Source organism: Flavobacterium undicola (genome assembly GCF_009909155.2).
Lineage (GTDB): Bacteria > Bacteroidota > Bacteroidia > Flavobacteriales > Flavobacteriaceae > Flavobacterium > Flavobacterium undicola.
This window is the reverse complement of record NZ_JAAAPM020000006.1, coordinates 55,389-79,029: the sequence shown is the minus strand read 5'-3', so window position 1 is coordinate 79,029 and position 23,641 is coordinate 55,389. Positions and strand designations below refer to the sequence as shown.

The window sequence follows — 23,641 nt, the reverse complement described above, 5'->3', positions numbered from 1 at the left end:
AACTAATTTTTTAGTTTTAAAGATTTAGAGGTTAAAATAATATGAGCCTTAGTCTTTGTGGCTTTATAACTTTTACGCTATTTTTGCATAAAATTTTGAAGATGAGGTATATTCTATTAGTTGTTATTTTGATGCAAAGTGTTTTTGGCTTTAGCCAGGAAAAATTTGATTGGGCTGCGGCCAAGAAGTATCAGCAAGAATTGAATAAAGAATATGCTAATAGAGAAACGAGTCCTTTGCTGGCTGAAGATTTTAGCTCTTTTAAAAGCTTAGATTTCTATCCAATAAGTGAAAAATATTTTGTTATAGCTAAGTTGGTGAGAACTCCAAAAGAGAAACCATTCAAGATGAAAACCTCGACAGATAGACAACCAATGTTTGTTAAGTATGGAGAGGTTATTTTTGAAATTGATGGAAAAAAACAGCATTTGAATGTTTACCAAAGTGTTGAATTTTCTAAAATTCCAAAATACAAAGACGATTTGTTTTTGCCTTTTTTTGATGAAACTTCAGGCAAGGAAAGTTACATGGGTGGAAAATACATCGATTTAAAAATCCCAAAAGGAAATACAATTGCGATTGATTTTAATACATCATACAATCCGTATTGTGCTTACAGTCATCGTTATTCTTGCCCGAAAGTGCCTTTGAAAAACGATTTAAAAGTGGCTATTCGCGCAGGAGTTAAAAAATTTCACGACTAATGCAGTATTTTAATTTACATACGCATCAGTTTAAAAATCAGGAATCTATTCTGGAATTAGTCAATCAATATCCTTGGGAATTTGATTCGTCAATAACCAATTATTCGATAGGAATTCATCCTTGGCATATAGTTGAAGAGAGAATTGCTGCTGATTTAGCGGTTATAGAAAACAAATTGTCTTTGCAAAATTGTCTCGCTGTTGGTGAATGTGGTTTAGATAAACGCATCGAAATTCCGATGGATTTGCAAAAAACGGTTTTTGAAAAACAATTGCTTTTGGCCGAAAAATACAAGAAACCGGTAGTGATTCATTGTGTGGCTGCTTTTCAGGAATTGGTCGAAATCAAGAATCAATTGCAAATTACAGTTCCTATAGTGATTCATGGTTTTTCTAAAAATCAACAATTGGCTGCTCAATTATTGAATAACGGATTTTATCTTTCTTTTGGAAAATATCTACTGAGAAATCCCGAATTAGAATCGGTTTTTAATAGTGTTCCTGAGAATCGGTTTTTCTTGGAAACAGATACTTCAGAAGAAACTATTGAGGAAGTGTATGCTTTGGCAGCAAAATATAAAAAAATAACAGTAACGGAATTGCAACAAATTATTTCAAATAATTTCAATGCCGTTTTTAATAAATAAATTACCAAATTAACGAATACTTTATTATGGCTGAATGGACAGAAAGAGCGGAATTATTATTTAGAAAAGAAGGATTAGAAAAATTGCAAAATGCACACATTCTTGTAGTAGGATTAGGTGGTGTAGGATCTTTTGCAGCCGAATTTTTAGCTAGAGCAGGAGTGGGCAAAATGACTATTGTTGACGGTGATGTAGTTGATATTACTAATATTAACAGACAACTACCAGCCTTGCATTCTACTATTGGGCAAGCTAAAATTACTATTGTAGGCGATAGATTAATGGATATTAACCCTGCTTTACAATTAATTCGCGTGCAAGAATTTCTTTCTCCTGAACGTGCTTTTGAAATTGTAACTAAAGACTTTGATTATGTTTTAGATTGTATTGATAGCATCACTCCAAAATTAAACTTGATTGTAGGAGCTAAGAAAAAAGGCGTGAAAATTGTTTCAAATATGGGCGCTGGTGGAAAGATGATTGCTAGCAAAGTAGTTGTTAAAGATATTAGTAAAACAGAAGTGTGTCCTTTAGCAAAAGTGGTACGTAAGCGTTTGAAAAAAATGGGAGTGAATAAAGGAGTGAAAGCCGTATTTTCTTTAGAAAAACCAGATGAAGGGAGTTTGAAAATGACTGATGGATCTAATTTTAAAAAGTCTTTTTATGGAACGAATAGTTATATGCCTGGTTTGTTTGGTTTACATGCAGCCGAAACGGTAATTCGTTATATTCTTAAAAAAGAGTAAATAGAGATACTAAGAATCTAAGTTACTAAGTTCGTAACTGAAAAAAACTTAGAATCTCAGTTTCTTAGAAACTAAGCAACTTAAAAAAAAACAAAATGATAAAAACTGTAATTTTTGATATGGATGGTGTAATTGTAGACACTGAACCAGTTCACCGTTATGCTTATTACAAACAATTTGAAGAATTAAATATTGAAGTAAGTGAAGAATTATACACTTCTTTTACCGGGAATTCAACTCGAAATATTTTTCAAAAACTAAAAGATATTTTCCAATTAGAACAAGATGTTGAAGATCTAATCCAAAGAAAACGAAGCATTTTTAATGACGCTTTTGACACCAAAAAAGATTTGGAATTATTAGAAGGAGTTCGAAATTTAATTGAGGATTTACATCAAAATCAAGTTCAGTTAATTTTAGCTTCATCGGCTTCAAAGGTGACTATCGAGCGAATTTTTAATCGTTTTGAGTTGCATGATTATTTTACGCATAAAGTAAGTGGCGAAGATTTTCCAAAATCGAAACCACATCCGGCTATTTTTGAACATGCTGCTAGTTTATCAATAGCTCCAAAAGAGAATTGTATTGTGATTGAAGATAGTACCAATGGGATTATTGCAGCAAAAGCGGCAGGAATTTTGTGTATAGGATACAATAGTTTGCATTCTAAGAATCAGGATTTATCTGAAGCTGATAGTATTGTAAATCATTTTGACGAATTAAATTACGCTACAGTTAAAGATATGGATTCTAAATTATGCAATAATTAACAGTTGCAGGGAGTTAGAAGTTGTAAATTTGAAAACCAATAAAATACAGAATTTATGAAAATATTATTGATTGTTTTGTCCCTTATTATTTCTCATTTTACTGTTGAAGCTCAGATTAGAATTCCTGAAATGAGTCCGAAAGCTGTTATAAAACAAGTGGTAGGTTTAACAGATGTTGAAATTGTGTATTCACGTCCTTCAGCCAGAGGAAGATCAGTTTTGGGTAATTTAGTTCCTTTTGGTCAACTGTGGAGAACAGGGGCTAATGATAATTCAACAATATCTTTTAGTGATGATGTGGTTATTAATGGTAAAACTTTGAAAAAAGGAAAATATGCTTTGTATACTATTCCGAATATTCAAAGTTGGGAAGTATTGTTTTATACTGCAACAGATAATTGGGGAGCACCTAAAGAATTTGACGAAGCTAAGGTCGCTTTGAAAACTACAGTAAATGAAGAAGCTTTGGCTAAACCGGTTGAAACATTTACATTAGCAATAGGTAATTTAGATACCAGTTCGGCTACTTTAGATATTTCCTGGGAGAATTCGTTTGTTTCTTTAAAATTTGAAGTGCCTACGAAAAAAATAGCTATTGCCAGTATCGAAAAAACATTAGCAGGCCCTACACCAGAAGAATTTTATACAGCTTCTCAATATTATTATCAGTCTAATAGCGATATTGAAAAAGGAAAAATTTATATTGATAAAGCAATTGAGTTATCTAAGAATGTTCCGTTTTATTATTTGAGATTAAAATCCTTAATCCAAGCGAAGCAAGGAGATAAACAAGGAGCTATAGAAACCGCAAAATTGTCTAGTTTAGCAGCTGAAGCTGCCGGAAATAAAGAATATGTTGAAATGAATAAAGTAAGTATAGAAGAATGGAGTAAATAAGATATTTCATTTTTTTATAAAAATCCCATTCGAGCAAGAGATTGTGCGAATGGGATTTTTGTTTTAATCTAGTCACTGTATTTGTTATTATTCAATGAAATGTAGTTAAGTTAAGGATTCGTCGGTTCGAGGTATAATTTTTTTACAAAAAAATGCAATATAAAATGACGTATTATTTTTATATATTGTTTTGTCTAAATAATTGAAAATCAATTTTTTAGACAAAAACGTCAATGGTAGTGTTTTATACCATTTAGAATTATAAAACAGTTTTTTGTTTACCTCACCCCAACCCTCTCCAAAGGAGAGGGAGTTGGAAAATCGGATTATTTTATATTTCTAAATGGTATTAATTATGTAGATTCTTATTTGCAACGCGGTTAATACAAGAAAGCCACTTCAATGACGGAGTGGCTTTCTTGTTTTTATGGGGCTTGTTATATTTTTACTTTTTTAAAGATAGTTGCCTGTAGTAATGAGGAAAGAACTATCGTCATAATTGCCCCGATAAAATTGAGCCATAAATAACCTAGTTTTTCTTCGCCACTTGGGTATATGTAAATAGTGAAATAATAAATAATAAAAATGGTCAATTGGGTAATAAAAGCAGCATAAAAAATAGCTTTGGCTTTTACAAATTTGAAGTAAAAACCAACTAAGAAAATCCCTAATACGGTTCCGTAAAATATAGACCCAATGATATTTACTAATTGGATTAGATTTTCAAAAAGTGTTCCCACACAAGCAAAAAGAATGGCTACAATTCCCCAAAAGAAAGTGAAAAATTTAGTAGCATTCAAATAATGTTTTTCTGTTTTAGGTTCTTTCAAATTTCGTTTATAAATGTCTATGGCTGTTGTAGAAGCTAAGGCGGTGAGTCCCGAAGCTGTTGAAGACATGGCTGCCGAAATAATAACCGCAAGCAATAAGCCAATTAAACCTTTGGGTAAATAATGCAGAATAAAATGGAAGAAAACATAGTCTTTATCGTTTGTTTCGCTACTGCTATCGGCTTTTAAAATAATATCTTTCGCATGATCTCTTAAGTCTTTTTCTTTGGTTGAAATAGCAATCAATTCTTTTCTAAGAATAGGATTGTCATAATCCTGATTCAACTGATCGATATACAAAAGATTGATTACTTTTTTGTCTTCGGAGAGGAGTTCTAATTTTTTTTCTAAGGCATGGTATTCGTCTTTATATTGAGATTTTTCAATCATGGCCTTGTTGTTTGGATTGAAATTTAAAGGAACAGGATTGAATTGGAAAAAGACAAAAACCATAACACCTGTCAATAATATAAAGAACTGCATTGGCACTTTTAAGAAGCCATTCATGATTAATCCCATCTGACTTTCACGTACTGATTTCCCGGATAGATAACGGCCAACCTGAGATTGATCGGTTCCAAAATAAGCCAAAGCCAGGAAAAAACCACCTGTTATTCCGCTCCAAAAGGTGTATTTTTCTTCAGGATCAGTAGAAAAATCAACAATGTCCATCTTGCCATTGGCACCAGCAATATGTAGCGCATTTGTGAAAGTCATATCATTAGGTAAGAAGTGGAGTATGAGAAAAAAAGTAATAAACATTCCGGACATAATCACAAACATCTGTTGTTTTTGGGTTACGTTTACCGCTTTAGTTCCTCCTGAAACTGTGTAAATGATAACTAAAATACCAATTACAATATTCATATAAGTTAGATTCCAACCCAATAATGCCGATAAAATAATGGCGGGAGCATAAATGGTTAATCCTGTACCGAGACCTCTTTGAACTAAGAAAAGTATAGCTGCCAGAGAGCGGGTTCTTAAATCAAATCGTTTTTCGAGATATTCATAAGCTGTGAAAACTTTGTATTTATGATAAATAGGAATAAAAGTTACACAGATAACAATCATAGCAATTGGGAGTCCAAAATAAAATTGCACAAAGCCCATTCCGTCATGATAGGCTTGTCCTGGTGTAGAAAGAAAGGTAATGGCACTGGCTTGTGTAGCCATTACCGAAAGACCAACGGTGTGCCAGGGAGTTTCGTTGCTTCCCAAAATAAAATCTTCTACGTTTTTACTTCCTTTGGTTTTCCAAGAGCCATAAAATACAATAAAGAGCAAGGTGATAATAAGTACAATCCAATCAAATAATTGCATGGCTTAAGAGTATAATTTCATTATTAAATAAAAAATCATGATGTATATCGCATTTGCAATTAGTACCCAAGTATAATTTATTTTCCAGTTTTTGTCTTTTTTTAGTCCCATTTTATGTTTTTTATTATTCAGGATTAACAGATTCAGTAGTTTTTAACGCAATCATGTTTGCCATTAATCGATAGGCTCCCGAGACTCCCATAGGCAATTCTCTAAATAAACTTAAACCGGTATAAATATATTGTCCCTTTCCATAAGTAGCTATTAATAAAGCTCCTTTTTTTGGAGTTTCTCCTTTGTCATGTGAAGAGAAAATAGGAGTGAAAGCTGCGTCGAATTCATTTGGGTAATATAAACCCTGTTCCTGTGTCCATCCTTTAAAATCTTTTGGAGTAATTTGATTTGGATAATTTAAAACAGCATGATTTGGTACAAGGAATTCCACTGCTGCATTTTCATCAGTTACTCTGTCTTGAGAGATAGTCAAAGGGTAGGGAGCAATATTATTAGGGATGTTTCCATCTGGAGTATTGTATTGCACAATCAATGTTTTTCCTTTTTTTACAAATTCAAGCAATAAATGTTGTCTGTTCTTTAAGCCAGGCAAGGTGTTATAGGCGCGGATTCCAGTTATAATTACATCAAAATTGGTTAAACTTCTAGCGTTAATTTCTTCAGGAGTCAGTAAGCTAACAGTATAGCCCATTTGGCTCAGACATTCAGGAACTTCATCGCCCGCTCCCATAATGTAGCCAATTCTTTCATTGGTGATTTTTAAATCCAGTTTTTTAAATTTGGCTTCGGCAGGCATCAAAACTTGTTGTTTTGAAATATGTTCGTAATTGATAATAAATTGTTCTTTTTCGAGCTTTTTGTTGTTGATAATTACGTTGCTTTTGGCTGTTATTTCTGATGGGTTTTCAGGAGGAGTAACGTCAAAATATACCGTTTTTTCACTTTCTTTTTTATCTAGGTTAAAAGCAATTGTTGCGGGAGATACTTGCCAATTATCGCCTAATTCTAATTGTACACTTCCATCAATATTGTCTTTTCCTGCTTTGACCTGAACGGCCATTTTTTTTGTCTTCCCATCATTAAAAAAGGAAATTTGATCTAGAATTCGAGTGCTTACCTCAGGTATAATATCAAGGTAATTGTACATTTCTCCTTTTACTTTGTCATTGTATTTATAGACTACATTGCGCTCAAAAGGAATGTTTACATCGTTTATTTTAATATTAAATTGTATTTTGACGTCTCTTATAATATCAGGAATTCCAATGTTTTCTTGCTCTGAAACCAGATACATTCCTATTGTTCCTTTGTCTTTTAGCCAATACGGTTGGCTGTATTCTAAATTTTCGGGTAATTCTAAATCGATAGAATTTTTTTCTGCAATATTGTTGTTTAATGGTTTGTTTAAAACGCTGTTTTTTTGATTCGGAAAAATGTTTATGCTGCTTAATTCCATCGGAACAGCACTTCGGTTAATGGCTTCTAATCTTAATTTGATAGTACTTCCCGGTGTTGCTTGTTGTACGTTAGAAACCGCTTCAAGATACAATCCCGTACAGCTGGCAATAATGGTTTTAAGTTCTTCTAATTTTATTGGTTTCCAATGATTTTCGTCTAAAGATACAATCATCTGATACAGCTTGATTAAATCAGGAATAGAAGCCGATGGATTAGAAAAATTGTATTGTGATTCTATTTGGCTAAGTAATTCTCCAATAGCTTTTCCGCCTTTTACGCGATTCCAGCTTGTGTCAATGCCATCAAAAAGATTTGAATTGTTGTTTAATTTTTCTCCGTTGATGAGTTCTAAATATTCGGTCTCTTTGCCACGACTTCCAGTACTTCCAAAACCTTGTGATTTGTGATTACTTCTACTTAAAGCGGCAATTTCCTGATTGGATTTTCCTAATTCAGGATAATAGACACCCGTTTCGAGGCTAATTAATTTAGATTTATCAGCCTGGTCAAATTTTTCCTGACTTCCGTAAAAATTTACAGAAGTATTAAAGAATAAGCGTTTAGGTTGCCACGGACTAAGCCATTTTAATTGCTCTGGAAAACGTTTTGGATTGTTGGATAACTTAAAACTTTCGTTACTTAAAATTGCCGAAGCAGTATGATGTCCATGTGTTGTTCCTGAGGTACGATGGTCAAAACGATTGATGATTACATCAGGTTGGAATTTTCTAATTGTCCAAACTACATCAGCTAATACTTTTTCGCGATCCCAAATTTCGAAAGTCTCATCTGGGTTTTTAGAAAAGCCAAAATCATTGGCACGTGAAAAAAACTGTTCTCCACCATCTATTTTTCTGGCTTCTATAAGTTCCTGAGTGCGAATTACACCTAATAACTCTCTTAATTCGGGTCCTATTAAATTCTGTCCTCCATCGCCACGTGTCAATGATAAATAAGCAGTTCTTGCCTTTTTTTCATTTGATAAATAGGAAATTAATCGCGTGTTTTCGTCATCGGGATGCGCTGCAATATAAAGTACACTTCCTAAAAAATTCAATTTCTGAATTTGGTTGTAAATTTCAACAGCATTCAATTTTTGAGGTTTTTGAGCTGATGTAAACTGAAAGAACAACTGGAATATGAAAATTAATAGAATTTTATTTTTAAGTGTTTTTTGCATAATTTATCACAATAAGCTCAAATGTAGTAATTAATTTTTTTGGAATAAAATCATTCGTATTTTCTTTGTAGTAATGTATCCTAAAAGTAGAAAGGCGAATTCCAAATTGAAATTCGCCTTTTTATTTTATAGTTGTTTATTAATGGTTTTTGTGACCGTTATGATTTCCTCTATCGTGTTTGTCATCTCTATCGTATCGATCATTTCTGTCATATCTATCATTTCTGTCGTATCTGTCATTAGATCTACGGTTGTCGGCATAACGATTGTTGTTTGAATAACGACGACCTTCTACATATCGAGTATTATAATTTCTATTATCATATCTAACGTTATGATTGTTGTAGTAAGTATAAGGTCTGCTTCCGTGGTATCCTCTTAACTCAATTCTATTAGCATGATTTAAATCGTAATTTCTGTATCGTACTGGAACGTATCGTGTACGACACCAGTTACCGTTATCTAAATAAACGTATAATGAAGCGTTTACATCATAATAAGATTCAATTTCAGGGATGTAATAAAAATCTACATCTACGTGGTTTTGAGGTACCCAAGTAGGTCTAACTATAACTGCTGGTGCTCCTAAGTTTACATTGATTGAAACTTGTGCTTGTGAAGTACTAGCTGCAAATAAAATGATTCCTGTTGCGATTAATTTTAAAGTTTTCATAATTTCTATATTTTAAAGTTATTTTGGGGTTTTAAATTGTTTTTATAATTATGTTAGGTTGATTTCAACTACTGTGCCAAAAATATTTTGTTAACTTATTTTTAACTTTTTTAATGAAAAAATAAAATTGAATAGCTATTTTATTTTTTGTTAGGAGCGTTAAAATTAATGTTTTTTGCATCCTTTTTTATGTTTTTGATTTCCCTTGTTTTTTTTATCGTCGTAATGGAAATCTTGTTTTTTACCTATTTATTTTTGTGGTTTTCCTTTGTAACCTTTATAATATTTTGCTTTGTTATTTTTATAATATACATAAAGAGTTCTTCCATGATAATTTTTTAACACTACTTTATAACCATTATATAAATCCTAGTTTGTCTAGTGTTTTAGTAGTTTTTTGAACGAATCCATCTTCCATCGTCAAAATAAATAAATTGAGACAGACGAATATCATAATGGAATTATATACCTGAGATGTGATAAAAATCAACATTTGTGTATCCTACAGAACCCCAAGCAGGAGGGTTTCCTATGTTGATATTTACGAATGCTTGTGCATGCGTATTGCTGCTTAAGAATAGAATAATTCCTGTTGCTATTAATTTTAAAGTTTTTCCTGCTACCTGTTTTTTAATTTATTATAATTTTAAAATTTAATTCCAATTAATATGCCAATGTTATTTTGTTAACTTTTTTTTAACATTTGCAAAAGGGCTAAAAAAAAGAAACGCAATTAGCGTTTCTTTAGTATTGAGAGATTAAAATTTAATGTTTTTTATTTCCTTTTCCATTTCCGCGATCGTGGTCATTATTTCCGGAATTGTGTTTGTTATAATCGTTTCCTCTATTATTATAGTTACCATGCTTATCGTCACGTCTATTATCATTTCTATAACCTATGCTTTTTTGTGGTTTTCCTTTGTACCCTTTATAATATTTTGCCTTGTGGTTTTTATAGTATACATAAGGTGTTCTTCCGTGATAATCATGTAAAACTACTTTATAACCATGGTACAAGTCGTAATCTCTATATTGTCTAGGTAAATATCTTGAACGTACCCATCTTCCATTACCGAAATAAATAAATTGTGAATAACGGATGTCATAATAGACTTGGATGTCTGGGATGTAGTAAAAATCTATATTAGAATATCCAACTGGTCCCCAGGCTGGAGGAGCTCCGATATTTACATTTACTGAAACTTGAGCTTGAGTTGTTGCATTCGTAACTAATAATATAATTCCTGCTGCGATTAATTTTAATGTTTTCATAATTCTATGTTTTTAAAGTTATTTAAAATGTATTGATATAAGCTAAAAGCCAATTATTGTGCCAAAAAAACAATTCAATGTTTAATTTTGAGTTAAACAAAACAGCTCATCCTTTTGGAATGAGCTGTTTGTTTAATGCATTTTGTTGATTTTTAAACTAATAAGATTAATAAAAGAACAATAATAATAATAGCTCCAACAGATAAATAAACACCTTGATTAGATGATCTTAAATTCTTTTTAATGGTTTTAACTTCGGTTCTTAATTCTTTTTTTTCAGAAGAGGACAATTCAGACTTGTCCATTTTTTTAATTTCATTTAATCGGTTCATCATTGTTTGAACTTCTGCAGGAATTTCTTTTGGAGTATCAGAAGAGTTTTTTTCTGCTGCATAAGTGCTTGTAGGTAGTACACATATTGATAGTATCATAACCATCAAATAAAAGTTTAGTTTTCTCATACTTATAAGTTTTAAATTAAAAATTAGGATTCTTTTGTATAAATATACTGATTAATTGTTTATTAATCAATTTAATAAGGGTTAATTTTATTTAAAAGGTACTATTTTAGGTTTGGCTAATTCAAAATTTTGAAATCCAAAATCAGTAGTTTCAAAAGCGTTAGTTTTGAAAATATGATCCCCTTGAAACGGAATATTAGGATAATAGGCTAATGATAATTGGAAGGAACTAAATACTAAATAATCATTGTTAATAAGGACTCCAATTCCTATTTTTGAATAGGTTTTGTTCGTGTGGATTTGGTTATTCTTATTGCCTAGTACTGCAATGGAATAATTAAAATAAGGATTGAAACGAAATCCCCAAATTGCTTTTGGTGAATACGATTGTGTCTGTAAGGTCAAGATCATTTTTTGAGTACCATAAATAGCACTGTTGAAGCCTTGAATACCATTGTTTTCGTTGATCGTTAATAAATCGCCTAAGCTTTTTTCTCTGTTAATACCAATAATTATTTGGGGTTTGATGAATTGTCTGAATTTCCAATTTCCAATTTCGATGAGATTGGTAAAATAATTTGCTTGAAAACTGATGGCGCTTTGTTCTGTTTTTGATTGTCTAAAAAAACTGCCTATCTCAAAATTGGTGCTTAAAAATCCCCATTGGTGGTAATTACCAAAAGAAATTTGAGCTCCTATATAAGGACGCCATTTGGAGTTTTTGTATTGATAGCCTCCCGTTATTCCGTAGATTCTACCTATAGGAACGTCTTCGGTTTGTCCGTTTTTAAAAATGTAACGGTCTTCAACAAATTGTCTGGTGGTGATTCCTATTCCGGTTAATAGTAATTTTTCAGTATCATAAAAATGTATGGGATCTAATGTTTCTGAAGGTTTAATTAGATAATTCATATTTAAGAAGCGTGCAGAAACAATCAAATTGGTTGTTCGCTCCGTAATGCTATCTGCTTTGATAATGCGAAAAGCTCTTCCTGCCCAAAAATCATGAGTGCTGTATTTGAAATTTTGCGAAATATAGGTTTCGTCTACATCCTGAATACTGTCTTTTAAATAATTTTGATTAAGTGCAATTCCAGCTGCCCATTTAGACAATGGAGAATAAAAAGGCCGCTCGATAGTGATGCCTTTAGAATAATAACGATCAAAATCGACACTGTATTTTAATTCGGTTCTAATGAATGAATTTTTGATATTGGGAATCAGGTAACTCATATTATTAGCGTCTTTTCCATCACTTTTTCGGTTGGAGTAGTAATAATCCAATTGATGTCCTAATCCGAAAAAATTGCGCTCTTTGAGTCCGAGGCCTGTTTTTGAGTTAGAAATATTGAATTTAGGAATTGAGCTCCAGGAGTCCAAAACCCGTACAAAAACATCTACTGAATCTGATTTTGGAGCCGCTAATTTTTCAGTAATACTTACTCTATTGATAAAGTTTTGACTTCTTAAAATACGTTCAGATTCTTTTATTTCCAGTAAGCTGTAAGGCTTGTTTTTGGAAAAAAGCAACATATTTTTGATTGCTATTCTTTTTGATTTTAAATGTGCCCAGTTTCCTGTTTTTTCTGACCATTGCGTAGGGATTTTAGTAGTATCACTTTCAGAATACCCAAAAGGATCGAGTGTAGTAATAATAATATTTCTAATAATTTTACCTTCTACCTTTAAATGCTTTGGTACAATAATCTTTTTATTGACTTTTTTAGACTTTGTAGGTTTGAATATTAACTTATGGAAAAACTTAGCCGTTTTGTTTTTTGGCGTAGTTACTATGCTAGTAAGTACAGCGCTACTGTCTTTCGGTGTTGTTTTATCTTGTGAAAAAGAAAGTTGACAACACAGAAGAATTATGACAAAAACAATTATTTTATTACTAAATAGCATGATATAATTGTTTAAAAGGTTTTGTGAAGAATAGCCTATTCTATAAAGTTACTATAAAATAATAAATGAACCATTCTTTTTATAGGAATTAATCCACGAATTCTTTTTCGTCATAATGGTTAGGTAATATAGAAATCCCTTTTTGAAAAAATAGATTGTTAGGGTAAATAATCGTTTCGCCTTCTTTGTTTTTTAAGGTTACATGAAAAGCTCCAATATCTTCAATTTCGCCAATAATAGGAAAGTCTTTGTCTAGAATTTGGATCACATCGCCTATTTTAAAGGGAAAGGAAAAGAATAAAAGAACCCCTGAGGTAATATTACTCAAAATAGACCATTGGGCAATCATGACAACACCGGCTACACCTATCACAGTAGCGACCGAAGCAATGCCTGAAATAATTTCTTTTGGGCGTACTCCCCAAATAATAATCAAAGCAATAATTACTAGAATATTTATCAGTAGGTGAAAGTATTTAATAACTAAATTGGTTCTGTTTTCAATGATATGAGTGCTTTTTGCAAATTTGCGTACTAATTTCGTAGACATAATTCGTGAAATAATCAGAATTAATACTACTATACCGGTCGCAATTGATTCGTTTGTAAAATTATTAAAGAAATCCATGTGTTTTGTTTTAAGCTAAATTACTCAAATATTGGTATACTTTGTCTACTGGAAGCCCGATAACATTGGCATAAGAACCTTCAATTTTTCTAACTCCTATAAAACCAATCCATTCCTGAATTCCATAAGCACCAGCTTTGTCAAAAGGTTTGTAATTTTCGATATAATAAGCAATCGCTTCGTCACTTAATTCGTTGAAAGTAACTTTGGTTATTTCGTATATTACTTCTGTTTTAGTGTTCGTTTTAAAGCAAACCGAGGTAATTACTTCGTGAGTAGCATTCGATAATGATTTTAAAATTTCAAAAGCATCCTGGCTGTCTTTTGGTTTTCCCAAAGCTTTTTGGTTGTGCCAAACCAAGGTATCGCTGGTAACGAGAATTTCGTTATTGTTTAATTCTCCATCGAAAGCTGCGGCTTTTAGTTCGGCTAAATAATTAGTGATTTCCTCTCTTTTTAATTCTGGAGGGAAAATTTCTTCAATTTCTTTTAATCGAATTTCAAAATCGATATCCAAATCTTTGAAAAACTGCTGTCTTCTGGGTGAACCCGAAGCTAGGATGATTTGGTATGGTTTTAATTTATTTCGAAGCATGGTATTTTATATTTAAGGTAATAAATAGAATAGATAAAATTCCGAAAAATAAGATCCATTTCAGGACTTTACTTAAAATTTGAAAGTCGGTTTTTGATTGTGCAGTCCAAATTTTAATGCTAAAATAAAGCATTGGCCCTAAAATAAAAACAAAACTATAAATAGTGGCAGCTATCAAATTATGGGCAACCAAATAATTGTTGATATAAATAAGCAATGCAATTATGGGAACGAAACTCAAAACGAAAACTAACTTTGCCGTTTTTTGAACGCCTAAAACAATCGCTAATGTGCTCATTCCTTGCTTGAAATCGCCGTCGAAATCTTCTAAATCTTTAACAATTTCGCGTAGCAAATTAATCATAAAAGCAAAAATAGCATAGTCTAAAAGTATTGAAAACAGGGTTGCCATTACTTCCTGATTAGTAGCGTTGGTTGCCGGAAACAGGTCGAAAATTCCAATGATAACAACACTTAATGACAATAATAAAGCCACAACGATATTGCCCAAAAGCAGCATTTGTTTTAAACTCGTAGCATAAATGTATAAGGTTGCAGCTGTCAAAACAAAGATGGCTGCAAAATTAGGTCTCATAATCACATTGGATAAATAAAATCCAATCGCAACTCCGCTAACATTTAACAAGGCATAAATAGTATAAGCTTTGTTTTCAGAAATCAATTTGCCTACAATTACTTTATCGGGTTTGTTTTCGTTGTCGGTTTCCTGATCAAAAATATCATTGATTACATAACCCGCCGCCGCAATTAAAACCGTACTTAATACCAATAAACCATATTGCCAATCGGCCAGAGCCAAATCAATATTTTGTAATTTCAAAAAACCATATCTGAAAATGATTTGCATTAAAGCAAGTATCAATAGGTTTTTATATCGAATGAGATTTAACATTTGAAGTTGGAAGTTAGGAGTTGGAAGTTAGAAGCTGGGAGCTGGAAGTTGGGAGTTAGAAGTTAGAGGTTAGGAGTTGGAAGTTAGAAGATGGAAGTTTCTAAAATTTATGTATAATGAACATTCTATATTCTGAAATCTGTCTTCCAACTCCCAACTTCCAGCTTCCCGCTTCTAGTCGTATTTTGCGTCAAAACTTTCCATCCATTTACCTTGTACTTTCATGACTTGTTCAATCACATCACGAACGGCACCTTGTCCGCCATTTTTATGTGAAATGTATTTAGAAATCCCTTTAATTTCAGGGCAGGCATCCTGAGGGCAGGTAGGTAATGCGACTAATTTCATCACATGATAATCGGGAATATCATCACCCATGTATAAAATATGTTCTTGTTTTATTTGATAAAGATCGATGTATTCGTCAAAGGTTTCTACCTTGTCCGGTGTGCCTAAATGGATATCGGTAATTCCCAGATTACGCAAACGCACACGCACGCCTTCGTTGCTTCCGCCCGAAATAATGCAAACATTGTAGCCACTGTCTACCGCTGCTTTCAACGCATAACCATCGCGAATATTCATGGTTCTCAACATTTCGCCATCAGGGTTTACAAATACGGAACCATCAGTAAGTACGCCATCAACATCAAAAATAAAAGTAGTGATGTCGTTCATTATTTCTTTATAACTTTTTGCCATTATCTTGTATGGATTGGGTTAGGATTTTATATATGTTTAATTGATTTCCATTGGTTAAAAACGCTTCGTGAGCTGCAATTGTTTTCTGGTCATTGCGAATTGCCGGTCCTGTTTGTGCCTCATCTGGAGAAAGGGTCATTATTTTTTCTACCGTTTCCTGTATCATCGGTTTTAAAATATCAAACGGAATTCGGTTTTTCTGGCAAATCTCATTTCCAATCGAATAGAGGTGATTGGTAAAATTATTGACAAAAACGGCTGCTACATGCAAGGCTTTTCGTTGTTCTGAATTGATTGCGTGAACTTTTTCCGAAATGCTTTTGGCCACCTTATCCAATACTTGATAATCGGTTGGATTTTCAGCTTCTAAGCAAATAGGAATCGTCTCGAAATTGACTGGCTTTCCTTTAGTGAAAGTTTGTAAAGGATAAAAAACGCCTTTTCGATTATCATCATGCAAAGTCGTTAAAGGCACGCTACCAGAAGTATGCACTACCAAACGATTTTTAAACGGGAGTTGGCTAGCAACACTTTCGATAGCATCATCAGAAACTGCAATGATATACAAATCAGCTTCTTGTAAATCAGTATATTCTGTGATAATTTGTTCCGGGCTAAGCAAATGTGTTAGCGCTTCCTGTTTTCTGGAAAACGCCTGTACTAACTCAATTTCACTGCTCGATTTTTCAAGGTTTTGAAATGTAGTGATAAGATGCTGTGCTACATTTCCAGAGCCAATAATACTTAGTTTAATCATTTGGTAAAATTAGCAAAAAAACTCGTTTTTCAAATCAATAAAAGTTAAGGAACACGGATAACACAGATTAAACGGATTAACACAGATTATTTTTAAATTTTTTTGCGCTTTGTAATCTCTACTTGTCAGCAGACAGTTTTGTGTTTAAATTTTTTACCGCAGATTGCTTCGCCTATTCGCTATCGCTCGGGTCGCAAATTATTTTTGTGCTTTGTGAACTTTGTGTTTAAACTTTTTTAGCCACGAACCTGTCTGCCGACAGGCAGGTTCACGAATTAATTTTTAAAAATCTTTACGGTTAAAATAATTACAATCCATTTTGTACCATTTCTCTAATTTTGACTGCTTTTTCAAAATGATCCAGTTGATGTTTCATAATCCACCACTCGGCCACTTCCATTAAAAGTTTGGGATTGTCGTTTTTATTAGCAAAAAAAGCATAAAATGAAAGTCCTACGTTTTCTCCTTTCTTTTCAATTTTTTCGTTACAAATGGCTATTATTTTTTGGCTTATTGAGGCGTTCATTTTTACAGGAGTTTTGTTTTAGTCATCTGCGTTGCAAAGGCGACGATTTATCGTGTGTTGGGGGGACGTGCTTAATCCAGATCAATAATTATCGATATATTTTCTTTTACTTTTTCTATTAAATCAGTTGGTAATTTTCCAACTTTTTTAATTAGTCTCTTATTGTCAATTGCCCGAATTTGATCGATCATTATATCACAATTCTCCTGTAAATTCGCCATTCCTTTTTTAAGATGAACTCTTAAAATATCAGAATCATTTTGGACATTTGTAGTTATTGGACAAACGATTGTAGATGGATGTGAGATTTTATTCAATAAGTCTGTTTGAACAATCAGCACTGGCCTTGTTTTACCTGCTTCAGTTCCTATTTGTGGATTCAAGTCGGCAATCCAAATTTCATATTGATTAATCTGCATAGTCAATTTTTTCAAAGTCTTTTAAAATGTTCATTGACTCTTTTTTTACTAATTCAGATTCGGCTTTAAGTCGTTTTTCTAAAATTTGTCTTTTCTGAACTTTGTTATAATATTCAATTGCTTCGTTTATATACCTATTTCTAGGAATATTGATTCTTGAAAGAATTTTTTCAGTTTCTCCGAATATTGAATCATCTATTTTAAGGGATACTGTTTTCATATACTTTAATTTGATATCACAAAGGTATATCTTTTTTTGATATAAATTTATTGTGATTTTTTTTAGCATGTCACCTAACGTTTCTGCGTCTCTAGTCATTTGTGAATTATGAAAACGGCAATCCTGCTAAATCCGCAAATTGATTTAAAAGTGTGTTGGTATTAGTTTTTTTATTAATATATGAAAGTTGTCTTTGGCATTTTAGTTTCAAAGGCCAAAATTATTTTTTTATCAATTTTGTTACCATCTAGTGTAATTGATTTTAGTCGTTTCATTTTAAGTAAATTATTCGGAAGATTAGTTAATTCGTTTTCGTATAAGTTTAACTCTTCTAAATTATCAAGTAATGAAATTTCACTTGGAAGTTCTTTAATATGATTGACACTTAAATGAATAGTTTTGAGTTTTTTACATTTAGAAAGTTCTAAAATAATATTTTTAGCATCAATTTTATCTTGCCTAATATATCCAAATGTTTCTAAATTAGATAGTTTGTTAAATTCTATATTTAAATTCTTAATTTGATTATTGCCTAGATTTAGTTGTCTAAGATTTTTAAATCGATGAATTTTTGATAAGTTGTTTGTAAAATCAAATTCAAACATACTAGTTAAGTCAAGTTCTTCAATGTTTACGTTGTTTTCATAAAATGCATCTGGAAAAGTTTTAATGTCATTCCACCAAATATCTAATGTTTTAAGTTTTTTAAGTTTAGTGATTTCATTTGGGAATATTTTAAAATCATTCATTCCAATATTTAATATTTGAAGATTTTTCAATTCTTCTAAATGATTAAGTTGAGTTAAGTAGTTTTGAGAAACATTTAACTCTTGGAGATTCCGTAGTTTGAATATTATTTCGGGGATTGTTTTTAAATTATTTTCTGACAAATCAACACGGTATACCAATTCTAATTTTTTTGGTAAACTATCTAACTCTTTATAAACTTTTTGATTTTGTAATTCACTTAAAGACATTGTTTTTTCTTCTTGCTTTTTGCTACAAGAAGTAAGGATAATTAGAAATAAAAATATTGTTGTTATTTGATTTTTCATAAAATTACTGACAATTTGCTTGTATTCTCTACAAAGTAGATACAATCGGGGGTGTTGTCGTTATTAACTAGCACATTTTGCTCAAATATAGAAATAATATTTTTATTACAAATTATTGAACAAAACTTTCCTTTGAGTGGGGTTTGCGTGAGGGGGAGAAGCGGCATCTTTTTTATTTTGTCTTTCGGCAAGCTTAGTTAGGACAAAATAAAAAAATAGAGCGTATCACCCGACCTTGTTGCTGAAAAATAGAGCAGTTTTCCAGAAATAGTTCCGCAACAAGGGCACGCCCAAAAAAAGAAAATTAAAAGCGATTTTGAGGGGTTAATTTTGGATTTAATTAACAATTGCACGGCGGTAGAAGTCAACATTTTTAAGTACTTTTGTGGCGCTTTTATAAAATGTAATCCCTTACAAATGGATAAAAAAATCTACGCTTTTTTATTTTCTACCCGCTTAATGGCTTTTCTTTTTCTGGCTTTTGCAGTAGCAATGGCAACCGGAACTTTCATCGAAAGTAAATACAATACTGATACGGCTCGAATTTGGGTTTATAATACCTGGTGGTTTGAGGGAATTATGGTGTTTTTCATGATTAACTTTATTGGGAATATCAAACGTTATCATTTGTTGAAAAAGGAAAAATGGGCTACTTTATTGCTGCATTTGGCTTTTATTTTGATTCTTTTAGGTGCTTTTATTACCCGTTATATCAGTTATGAGGGTGTGATGCCTATTCGCGAAGGCGCTGCCGAAAATCAGTTTTATTCGGATAAAACCTTTCTGACTGTTTTTGTGGATGGAGAATATAAGGGCGAAATGAAACGCAGGACTTTTGAACAAAAAGTATTGTTGTCGCCTGTAACCGATAATGATTTTTCAGTTTCTGGAGAATTTGACAAAACGCCTTTTGAGGTGAAGTATAAAAACTTCATTATGGGAGCCAAAGAATATGTGAAACCCGATGCCAACGGAACTTTGTACATGAAATTAGTGGAAGCTGGTGATGGTGGACGTGAGGAACATTTCCTGAAAGAAGGGGAGGTGCAGAATATTCACAATGTGCTTTTTGCGTTGAATAAACACACTGATGGTGCTATCAACATTACGTTTGATGGTAAAGATTATACTATTGAAACGCCGTTTGAAGGAAACTTTATGCGCATGGCGGATAAGTTGCAGGGAGCAGTTGCTAAGGATAAAGTACAGCCGTTGATGAGACGTTCGTTGTACAGCATTGGCGATATCCGAATTGTTTTTCCTGATCCTGCCGTAAAAGGAGTGATTGATTATGAGTCGAATAATGATTTTAAAGCTAAGGAGCATGAAGATGCTTTGGTCTTGACTGTTAAGGCTGAAGGACAGGAAAAAGAAGTGACTATTTTAGGTTCGAAAGGAAAACAAGGAGAGCCTAAAACAGTGAAAATAGGGAATGTTGAGTATTCTTTATTCTATGGAAGTAAAGCTTACATTTTGCCTTTTAAAATTAAGTTGAACGATTTTATTGCACAAAAATATCCGGGAACGGAGAAGAGTTATTCTTCGTTTGAAAGTAAGGTGACGGTTCAGGATTCGGCTGCTAAACCATTTGACGCCCGAATTTATATGAATCACGTTTTAGACCATGAAGGTTATCGTTTTTTCCAATCTTCTTTTGATCCAGACGAAAAAGGGACGGTACTTTCAGTAAATCACGATTTCTGGGGAACTAATATTACTTATGCGGGTTACTTTTTATTATTCTTTTCGTTGATGTCGATTATGTTTACCAAACATTCCCGTTTTGCTGATTTGAAAAGAAAATTAGAAGTGGTTAAGGATAAAAAAGAAAAACTGATTCCGATTTTAATTTTGTTGTTGAGTTTTAATGGTTTTGCCCAAATGCATGACCATGAACACGATCATAATCATAATCACACTGAAGAAAGCCAGTCAGGGAAGACTGCGCATGTAAGAGTGGCGCCAACAGAAAAACAGCTTGATTCCTTAATTACAAAGTACAAGGTTTCTGAAAAGCACGCTGCTGATTTTGGTAGATTGATTATTCAGGATGCAGGCGGAAGGATGAAACCTATTAATACTTTTTCATCTGAATTGTTGCGAAAAGTAAGTCATGCTAACGAATACAAAGGCATGAATTCGGATCAGGTATTTTTGTCGATGTCGCAATATGCTAAATTGTGGATTGAAGTTCCGTTAATTTATATCAAAAGCGGGAATGACAGCATCAGAAAAATTATTGGTATTGATGATAAAGCAAAATATGCTCCTTTTATCGCCTTTTTTGACGAACAGGGAAATTATAAATTATCACCTTATTTAGAAGCGGCTTATAAGGCAGCTAATCCGAATCAGTTTGAAAAGGATTTCGTAGAAACGGATAAGAAAGTCAACCTAATGGAATCGGCATTGAGCGGAACTATTATGAAGATTTTCCCAATTCCGCATGATGATAACAACAAATGGATTTCTTTTAACGAACTGGAAACTGCCGGATTGAAAGGCATGGATTCTACTTATACTAAAAGTGTTTTGCCATTGTATTTTGGTTCGTTGACTAATGCTTCTGTTTCCGGAGATTATAAAAATGCCGATGAATTATTAGAAAGTTTACATGGTTTCCAAAAGAGATTTGGTGCCAAAGTATTGCCTTCTGAGGATAAAGTTTCTTTAGAGATTCTATATAACAAATATGATGTGTTCCAAAAACTACCATATTGGTATTTAACGGCGGCAATTTTGATGCTATTGTTTACTATCTTGAAAATATTCAAAGAAGGAAAAGTATTGAATTATTTGGTTAACGGTATGCACATCATCATCGGATTGTTATTTGCATTGCACACTGCAGGATTAATTGCACGTTGGTATATTTCAGGTCATGCGCCTTGGAGTAATGCTTACGAGTCGATTGTGTATGTGTCCTGGGCAACGATGTTCTTTGGTTTGGCTTTCGATATAAAATCAAAACTGACTGTGGCTTCATCAGCCTTTGTAACAGCCATGATTTTGATGGCGGCTTATATGAACTGGATTGATCCGGAAATAGCTAATCTACAACCAGTTTTGAATTCGTATTGGTTAATGATTCACGTTGCCGTAATTGTGGCCAGTTATGGACCATTTGCATTGGGAATGATTTTAGGATTTGTATCGCTGTTGTTGATCTTTTTTACCAACGAAAAAAACAGAGCCAAAATGGATTTGAATATTCAGGAGATTACTTATATCAACGAAATGGCTTTAACCATTGGATTGATTATGTTGACTATTGGAAACTTCCTTGGTGGACAATGGGCTAATGAAAGTTGGGGACGTTACTGGGGTTGGGATCCAAAAGAAACCTGGGCATTAATCAGTATTATGATATATGCTTTTGTGATTCACGCTCGTTTTGTGCCTCATTTAAGAGGGAAATGGGTTTTCAACCTGATGAGTATGTTTGCTTTTGTTTCTATTTTGTTTACCTATTACGGAGTAAATTTTCACCTGGTAGGATTGCATTCTTATGCCAGTGGTGAAGCACATTCCCTAAACTGGATTTACTATTCGTTAGGAGGAATTGCTTTAATTGGGGCAGTTACTTACCCTAAATACAGAAAGTATTATAAGAAATAAGGTTTTGTTGTAAATAATAAACCTGACAGGTTTTTAAAAGCTGTCAGGTTTGAAATCTCTAAAAAAAGGCTCAACTTGTAAAAGTTGAGCCTTTTTTTAGGCTTCTAATTCCATTTTTATATTCTTGCAATATTCTATTGGAGAAACACCTGAGACTTCTTTAAAACTGGTGAAAAAAGGATTGTAAGATGTAAATCCGACTTGTTTAGATAAAGAATCCAATGTGTTGTTTTTTAAGTAATCCTGTTCAATATGTTTGATGGCGTCGTGAATTCGGATTGTTTTTTTGTATTCTGAAAAAGAAATTTTACAATGGTATTTAAACAAATAGGAGATATGACTTTTAGGAATATTCAGTTTGTTGGCCAGATCAGTAAGCTTCATATCGGGTTCCCTAAATAGTTCATATTCAAAAGATATTTTCTCTATTTGTTCTATATAGGATAAAATATTTTTATCTATTTTTTCTTTTAATATAAGATGCTGGCTGTTGTTTAAGGTGTTATTTGGTGATGTATTCCAAAGTTCATTCAGCACTAAGTCATTGTTTCTGTTTTCATTTATTTTTTGATAAAGCACATCGTATCCGTACAATATTTCAGGGGAAATCAATATTTTGAGCAGAATGAATAGCCAAATGAGAGAGGATACCCATTGATAACTAAGGCCTTTAATATGTTCATTATGAAAGCTTTTAAAAAGTATAGATACCAAAAGTCTTAAGGTTATCAATGTAATGGCGATAAATAAAAATATTGTCCATTTTTTTATTAATTCATTTTGCTTTTTAATTACTGTACTTTCAATTTTTCGGGTCCAAATAGTATCTTTTAATAATTGGTAACACACTACAGTGTAACACAAAGCGTAAATAAAAAAGATGGTGTAAAAAAGAATCTCTAATGATAAGGAAAAAATTAGGAATTTATTGACTAAGAGGATACAAACAAAAAAGAATATCGGGAATATAAAATGAAATAACTCTTTGCTCTCAAAATCTTTATTATTGTTGGCTAAATTTTTAAAATACAAATAGAAAAGGGGAATTACAACTGCTGCAAAATTGGAATAGGTATAAGAAGTGTCTTTAAAAACAGCATCTGACATGAAATAAGTGATTCCAATTGTTAAATGGCGTAGAGAAATAATGAGTATCAATAAAATCATATACAAATTCATCATCCTGTTTGATTTATAACTACCAAAGATTAAAAAAGTAGTTAATACACCGAGTATACCAGTAATAATGCAAAGTAAATTTGTAATCATTTGATTTTATATTTGGTTTTTCCCCATAGCGAATATGAATAAAAAAGTATAACTTTTT

22 protein-coding genes are annotated in these 23,641 nt (G+C 32.4%); 6 read left to right on the top strand and 16 right to left on the bottom strand.

Features of this window, described 5'->3' with window-relative positions; all coding sequences use genetic code 11:
• The first annotated feature begins 101 nt into the window (after positions 1 to 101).
• From GTZ96_RS05300 to GTZ96_RS05280, 5 genes are all read left to right on the top strand, one after another.
• Complete coding sequence (locus GTZ96_RS05300) at positions 102 to 704, top strand: DUF1684 domain-containing protein (RefSeq protein ID WP_161641730.1); 603 nt, start codon at positions 102 to 104, stop codon at positions 702 to 704.
• The gene (locus tag GTZ96_RS05295) at positions 704 to 1,351 is read left to right on the top strand and encodes a TatD family hydrolase (RefSeq protein WP_161641605.1); all 648 of its coding nucleotides are present in this window, start codon (positions 704 to 706) and stop codon (positions 1,349 to 1,351) included. Before GTZ96_RS05300 ends, GTZ96_RS05295 begins: the two co-directional genes overlap by 1 nt.
• 26 nt (positions 1,352 to 1,377) lie before the next feature.
• A complete protein-coding gene (locus GTZ96_RS05290) occupies positions 1,378 to 2,097 on the top strand; it encodes a tRNA threonylcarbamoyladenosine dehydratase (protein WP_161641603.1) in 720 nt (239 codons plus the stop codon).
• A 95-nt stretch (positions 2,098 to 2,192) separates the two neighbouring features.
• A complete protein-coding gene (locus tag GTZ96_RS05285) occupies positions 2,193 to 2,867 on the top strand; it encodes an HAD family hydrolase (protein WP_161641601.1) in 675 nt (224 codons plus the stop codon).
• A gap of 54 nt (positions 2,868 to 2,921) precedes the next feature.
• Entirely contained in the window at positions 2,922 to 3,764 is an 843-nt protein-coding gene (locus GTZ96_RS05280; protein WP_161641599.1) for a DUF2911 domain-containing protein, read from the top strand.
• A gap of 437 nt (positions 3,765 to 4,201) precedes the next feature.
• Here GTZ96_RS05280 and GTZ96_RS05275 read toward each other — a convergent pair whose 3' ends face one another.
• From GTZ96_RS05275 to GTZ96_RS05205, 15 genes are all read right to left on the bottom strand, one after another.
• Positions 4,202 to 5,917, bottom strand: coding sequence for a sodium:solute symporter (locus GTZ96_RS05275; RefSeq protein WP_161641597.1), 1,716 nt, complete (start codon positions 5,915 to 5,917; stop codon positions 4,202 to 4,204).
• Between the two features lie 124 nt (positions 5,918 to 6,041).
• Entirely contained in the window at positions 6,042 to 8,570 is a 2,529-nt protein-coding gene (locus GTZ96_RS05270) for a PIG-L family deacetylase (protein ID WP_161641595.1), read from the bottom strand.
• Between the two features lie 139 nt (positions 8,571 to 8,709).
• Positions 8,710 to 9,243 carry a hypothetical protein gene (locus GTZ96_RS05265; RefSeq protein WP_181033147.1) on the bottom strand — a complete coding sequence of 178 codons (534 nt, stop codon included), beginning with the start codon at positions 9,241 to 9,243 and terminating at the stop codon, positions 8,710 to 8,712.
• A gap of 765 nt (positions 9,244 to 10,008) precedes the next feature.
• On the bottom strand, positions 10,009 to 10,515 hold the full coding sequence (locus GTZ96_RS05260; RefSeq protein ID WP_161641593.1) for a hypothetical protein: 507 nt from the start codon (positions 10,513 to 10,515) through the stop codon (positions 10,009 to 10,011).
• A 152-nt stretch (positions 10,516 to 10,667) separates the two neighbouring features.
• The gene (locus GTZ96_RS05255) at positions 10,668 to 10,976 is read right to left on the bottom strand and encodes a hypothetical protein (protein ID WP_161641591.1); all 309 of its coding nucleotides are present in this window, start codon (positions 10,974 to 10,976) and stop codon (positions 10,668 to 10,670) included.
• Positions 10,977 to 11,063: 87 nt separating this feature from the next.
• The gene (locus tag GTZ96_RS05250; RefSeq protein ID WP_161641589.1) at positions 11,064 to 12,881 is read right to left on the bottom strand and encodes a BamA/TamA family outer membrane protein; all 1,818 of its coding nucleotides are present in this window, start codon (positions 12,879 to 12,881) and stop codon (positions 11,064 to 11,066) included.
• 88 nt (positions 12,882 to 12,969) lie between these two features.
• Positions 12,970 to 13,509, bottom strand: coding sequence for a mechanosensitive ion channel domain-containing protein (locus GTZ96_RS05245; protein WP_161641587.1), 540 nt, complete (start codon positions 13,507 to 13,509; stop codon positions 12,970 to 12,972).
• 10 nt (positions 13,510 to 13,519) lie between these two features.
• Positions 13,520 to 14,104: a Maf-like protein gene (locus tag GTZ96_RS05240; RefSeq protein ID WP_161641586.1), complete on the bottom strand. Its 585-nt coding sequence runs from the start codon at positions 14,102 to 14,104 to the stop codon at positions 13,520 to 13,522.
• Positions 14,091 to 15,017: a geranylgeranylglycerol-phosphate geranylgeranyltransferase gene (locus GTZ96_RS05235; protein WP_161641584.1), complete on the bottom strand. Its 927-nt coding sequence runs from the start codon at positions 15,015 to 15,017 to the stop codon at positions 14,091 to 14,093. Before GTZ96_RS05235 ends, GTZ96_RS05240 begins: the two co-directional genes overlap by 14 nt.
• 174 nt (positions 15,018 to 15,191) lie before the next feature.
• Positions 15,192 to 15,719, bottom strand: coding sequence for a KdsC family phosphatase (locus GTZ96_RS05230; RefSeq protein WP_161641582.1), 528 nt, complete (start codon positions 15,717 to 15,719; stop codon positions 15,192 to 15,194).
• Positions 15,703 to 16,476 (bottom strand): Rossmann-like and DUF2520 domain-containing protein, encoded by a 774-nt coding sequence (locus GTZ96_RS05225; RefSeq protein ID WP_161641580.1) that lies wholly within the window; start codon positions 16,474 to 16,476, stop codon positions 15,703 to 15,705. The genes GTZ96_RS05230 and GTZ96_RS05225 overlap by 17 nt, the downstream gene beginning before the upstream one ends.
• Positions 16,477 to 16,783: 307 nt before the next feature.
• Positions 16,784 to 17,002 carry a DUF6500 family protein gene (locus GTZ96_RS05220; protein WP_128195901.1) on the bottom strand — a complete coding sequence of 73 codons (219 nt, stop codon included), beginning with the start codon at positions 17,000 to 17,002 and terminating at the stop codon, positions 16,784 to 16,786.
• Positions 17,003 to 17,073: 71 nt separating this feature from the next.
• A complete protein-coding gene (locus GTZ96_RS05215) occupies positions 17,074 to 17,421 on the bottom strand; it encodes a type II toxin-antitoxin system PemK/MazF family toxin (protein ID WP_161641578.1) in 348 nt (115 codons plus the stop codon).
• On the bottom strand, positions 17,411 to 17,641 hold the full coding sequence (locus tag GTZ96_RS05210; RefSeq protein WP_161641576.1) for a hypothetical protein: 231 nt from the start codon (positions 17,639 to 17,641) through the stop codon (positions 17,411 to 17,413). Before GTZ96_RS05210 ends, GTZ96_RS05215 begins: the two co-directional genes overlap by 11 nt.
• A gap of 173 nt (positions 17,642 to 17,814) precedes the next feature.
• Positions 17,815 to 18,696: a leucine-rich repeat domain-containing protein gene (locus tag GTZ96_RS05205; RefSeq protein WP_161641574.1), complete on the bottom strand. Its 882-nt coding sequence runs from the start codon at positions 18,694 to 18,696 to the stop codon at positions 17,815 to 17,817.
• Between the two features lie 417 nt (positions 18,697 to 19,113).
• Between GTZ96_RS05205 and ccsA the strand changes: the two genes are divergently transcribed.
• Positions 19,114 to 22,314: a cytochrome c biogenesis protein CcsA gene (gene ccsA, locus GTZ96_RS05200; protein ID WP_161641572.1), complete on the top strand. Its 3,201-nt coding sequence runs from the start codon at positions 19,114 to 19,116 to the stop codon at positions 22,312 to 22,314.
• A 96-nt stretch (positions 22,315 to 22,410) separates the two neighbouring features.
• Here the strand turns inward: ccsA and GTZ96_RS05195 are convergent, their stop codons facing one another.
• A complete protein-coding gene (locus GTZ96_RS05195) occupies positions 22,411 to 23,583 on the bottom strand; it encodes a helix-turn-helix domain-containing protein (RefSeq protein ID WP_161641570.1) in 1,173 nt (390 codons plus the stop codon).
• Positions 23,584 to 23,641 lie beyond the last annotated feature (58 nt).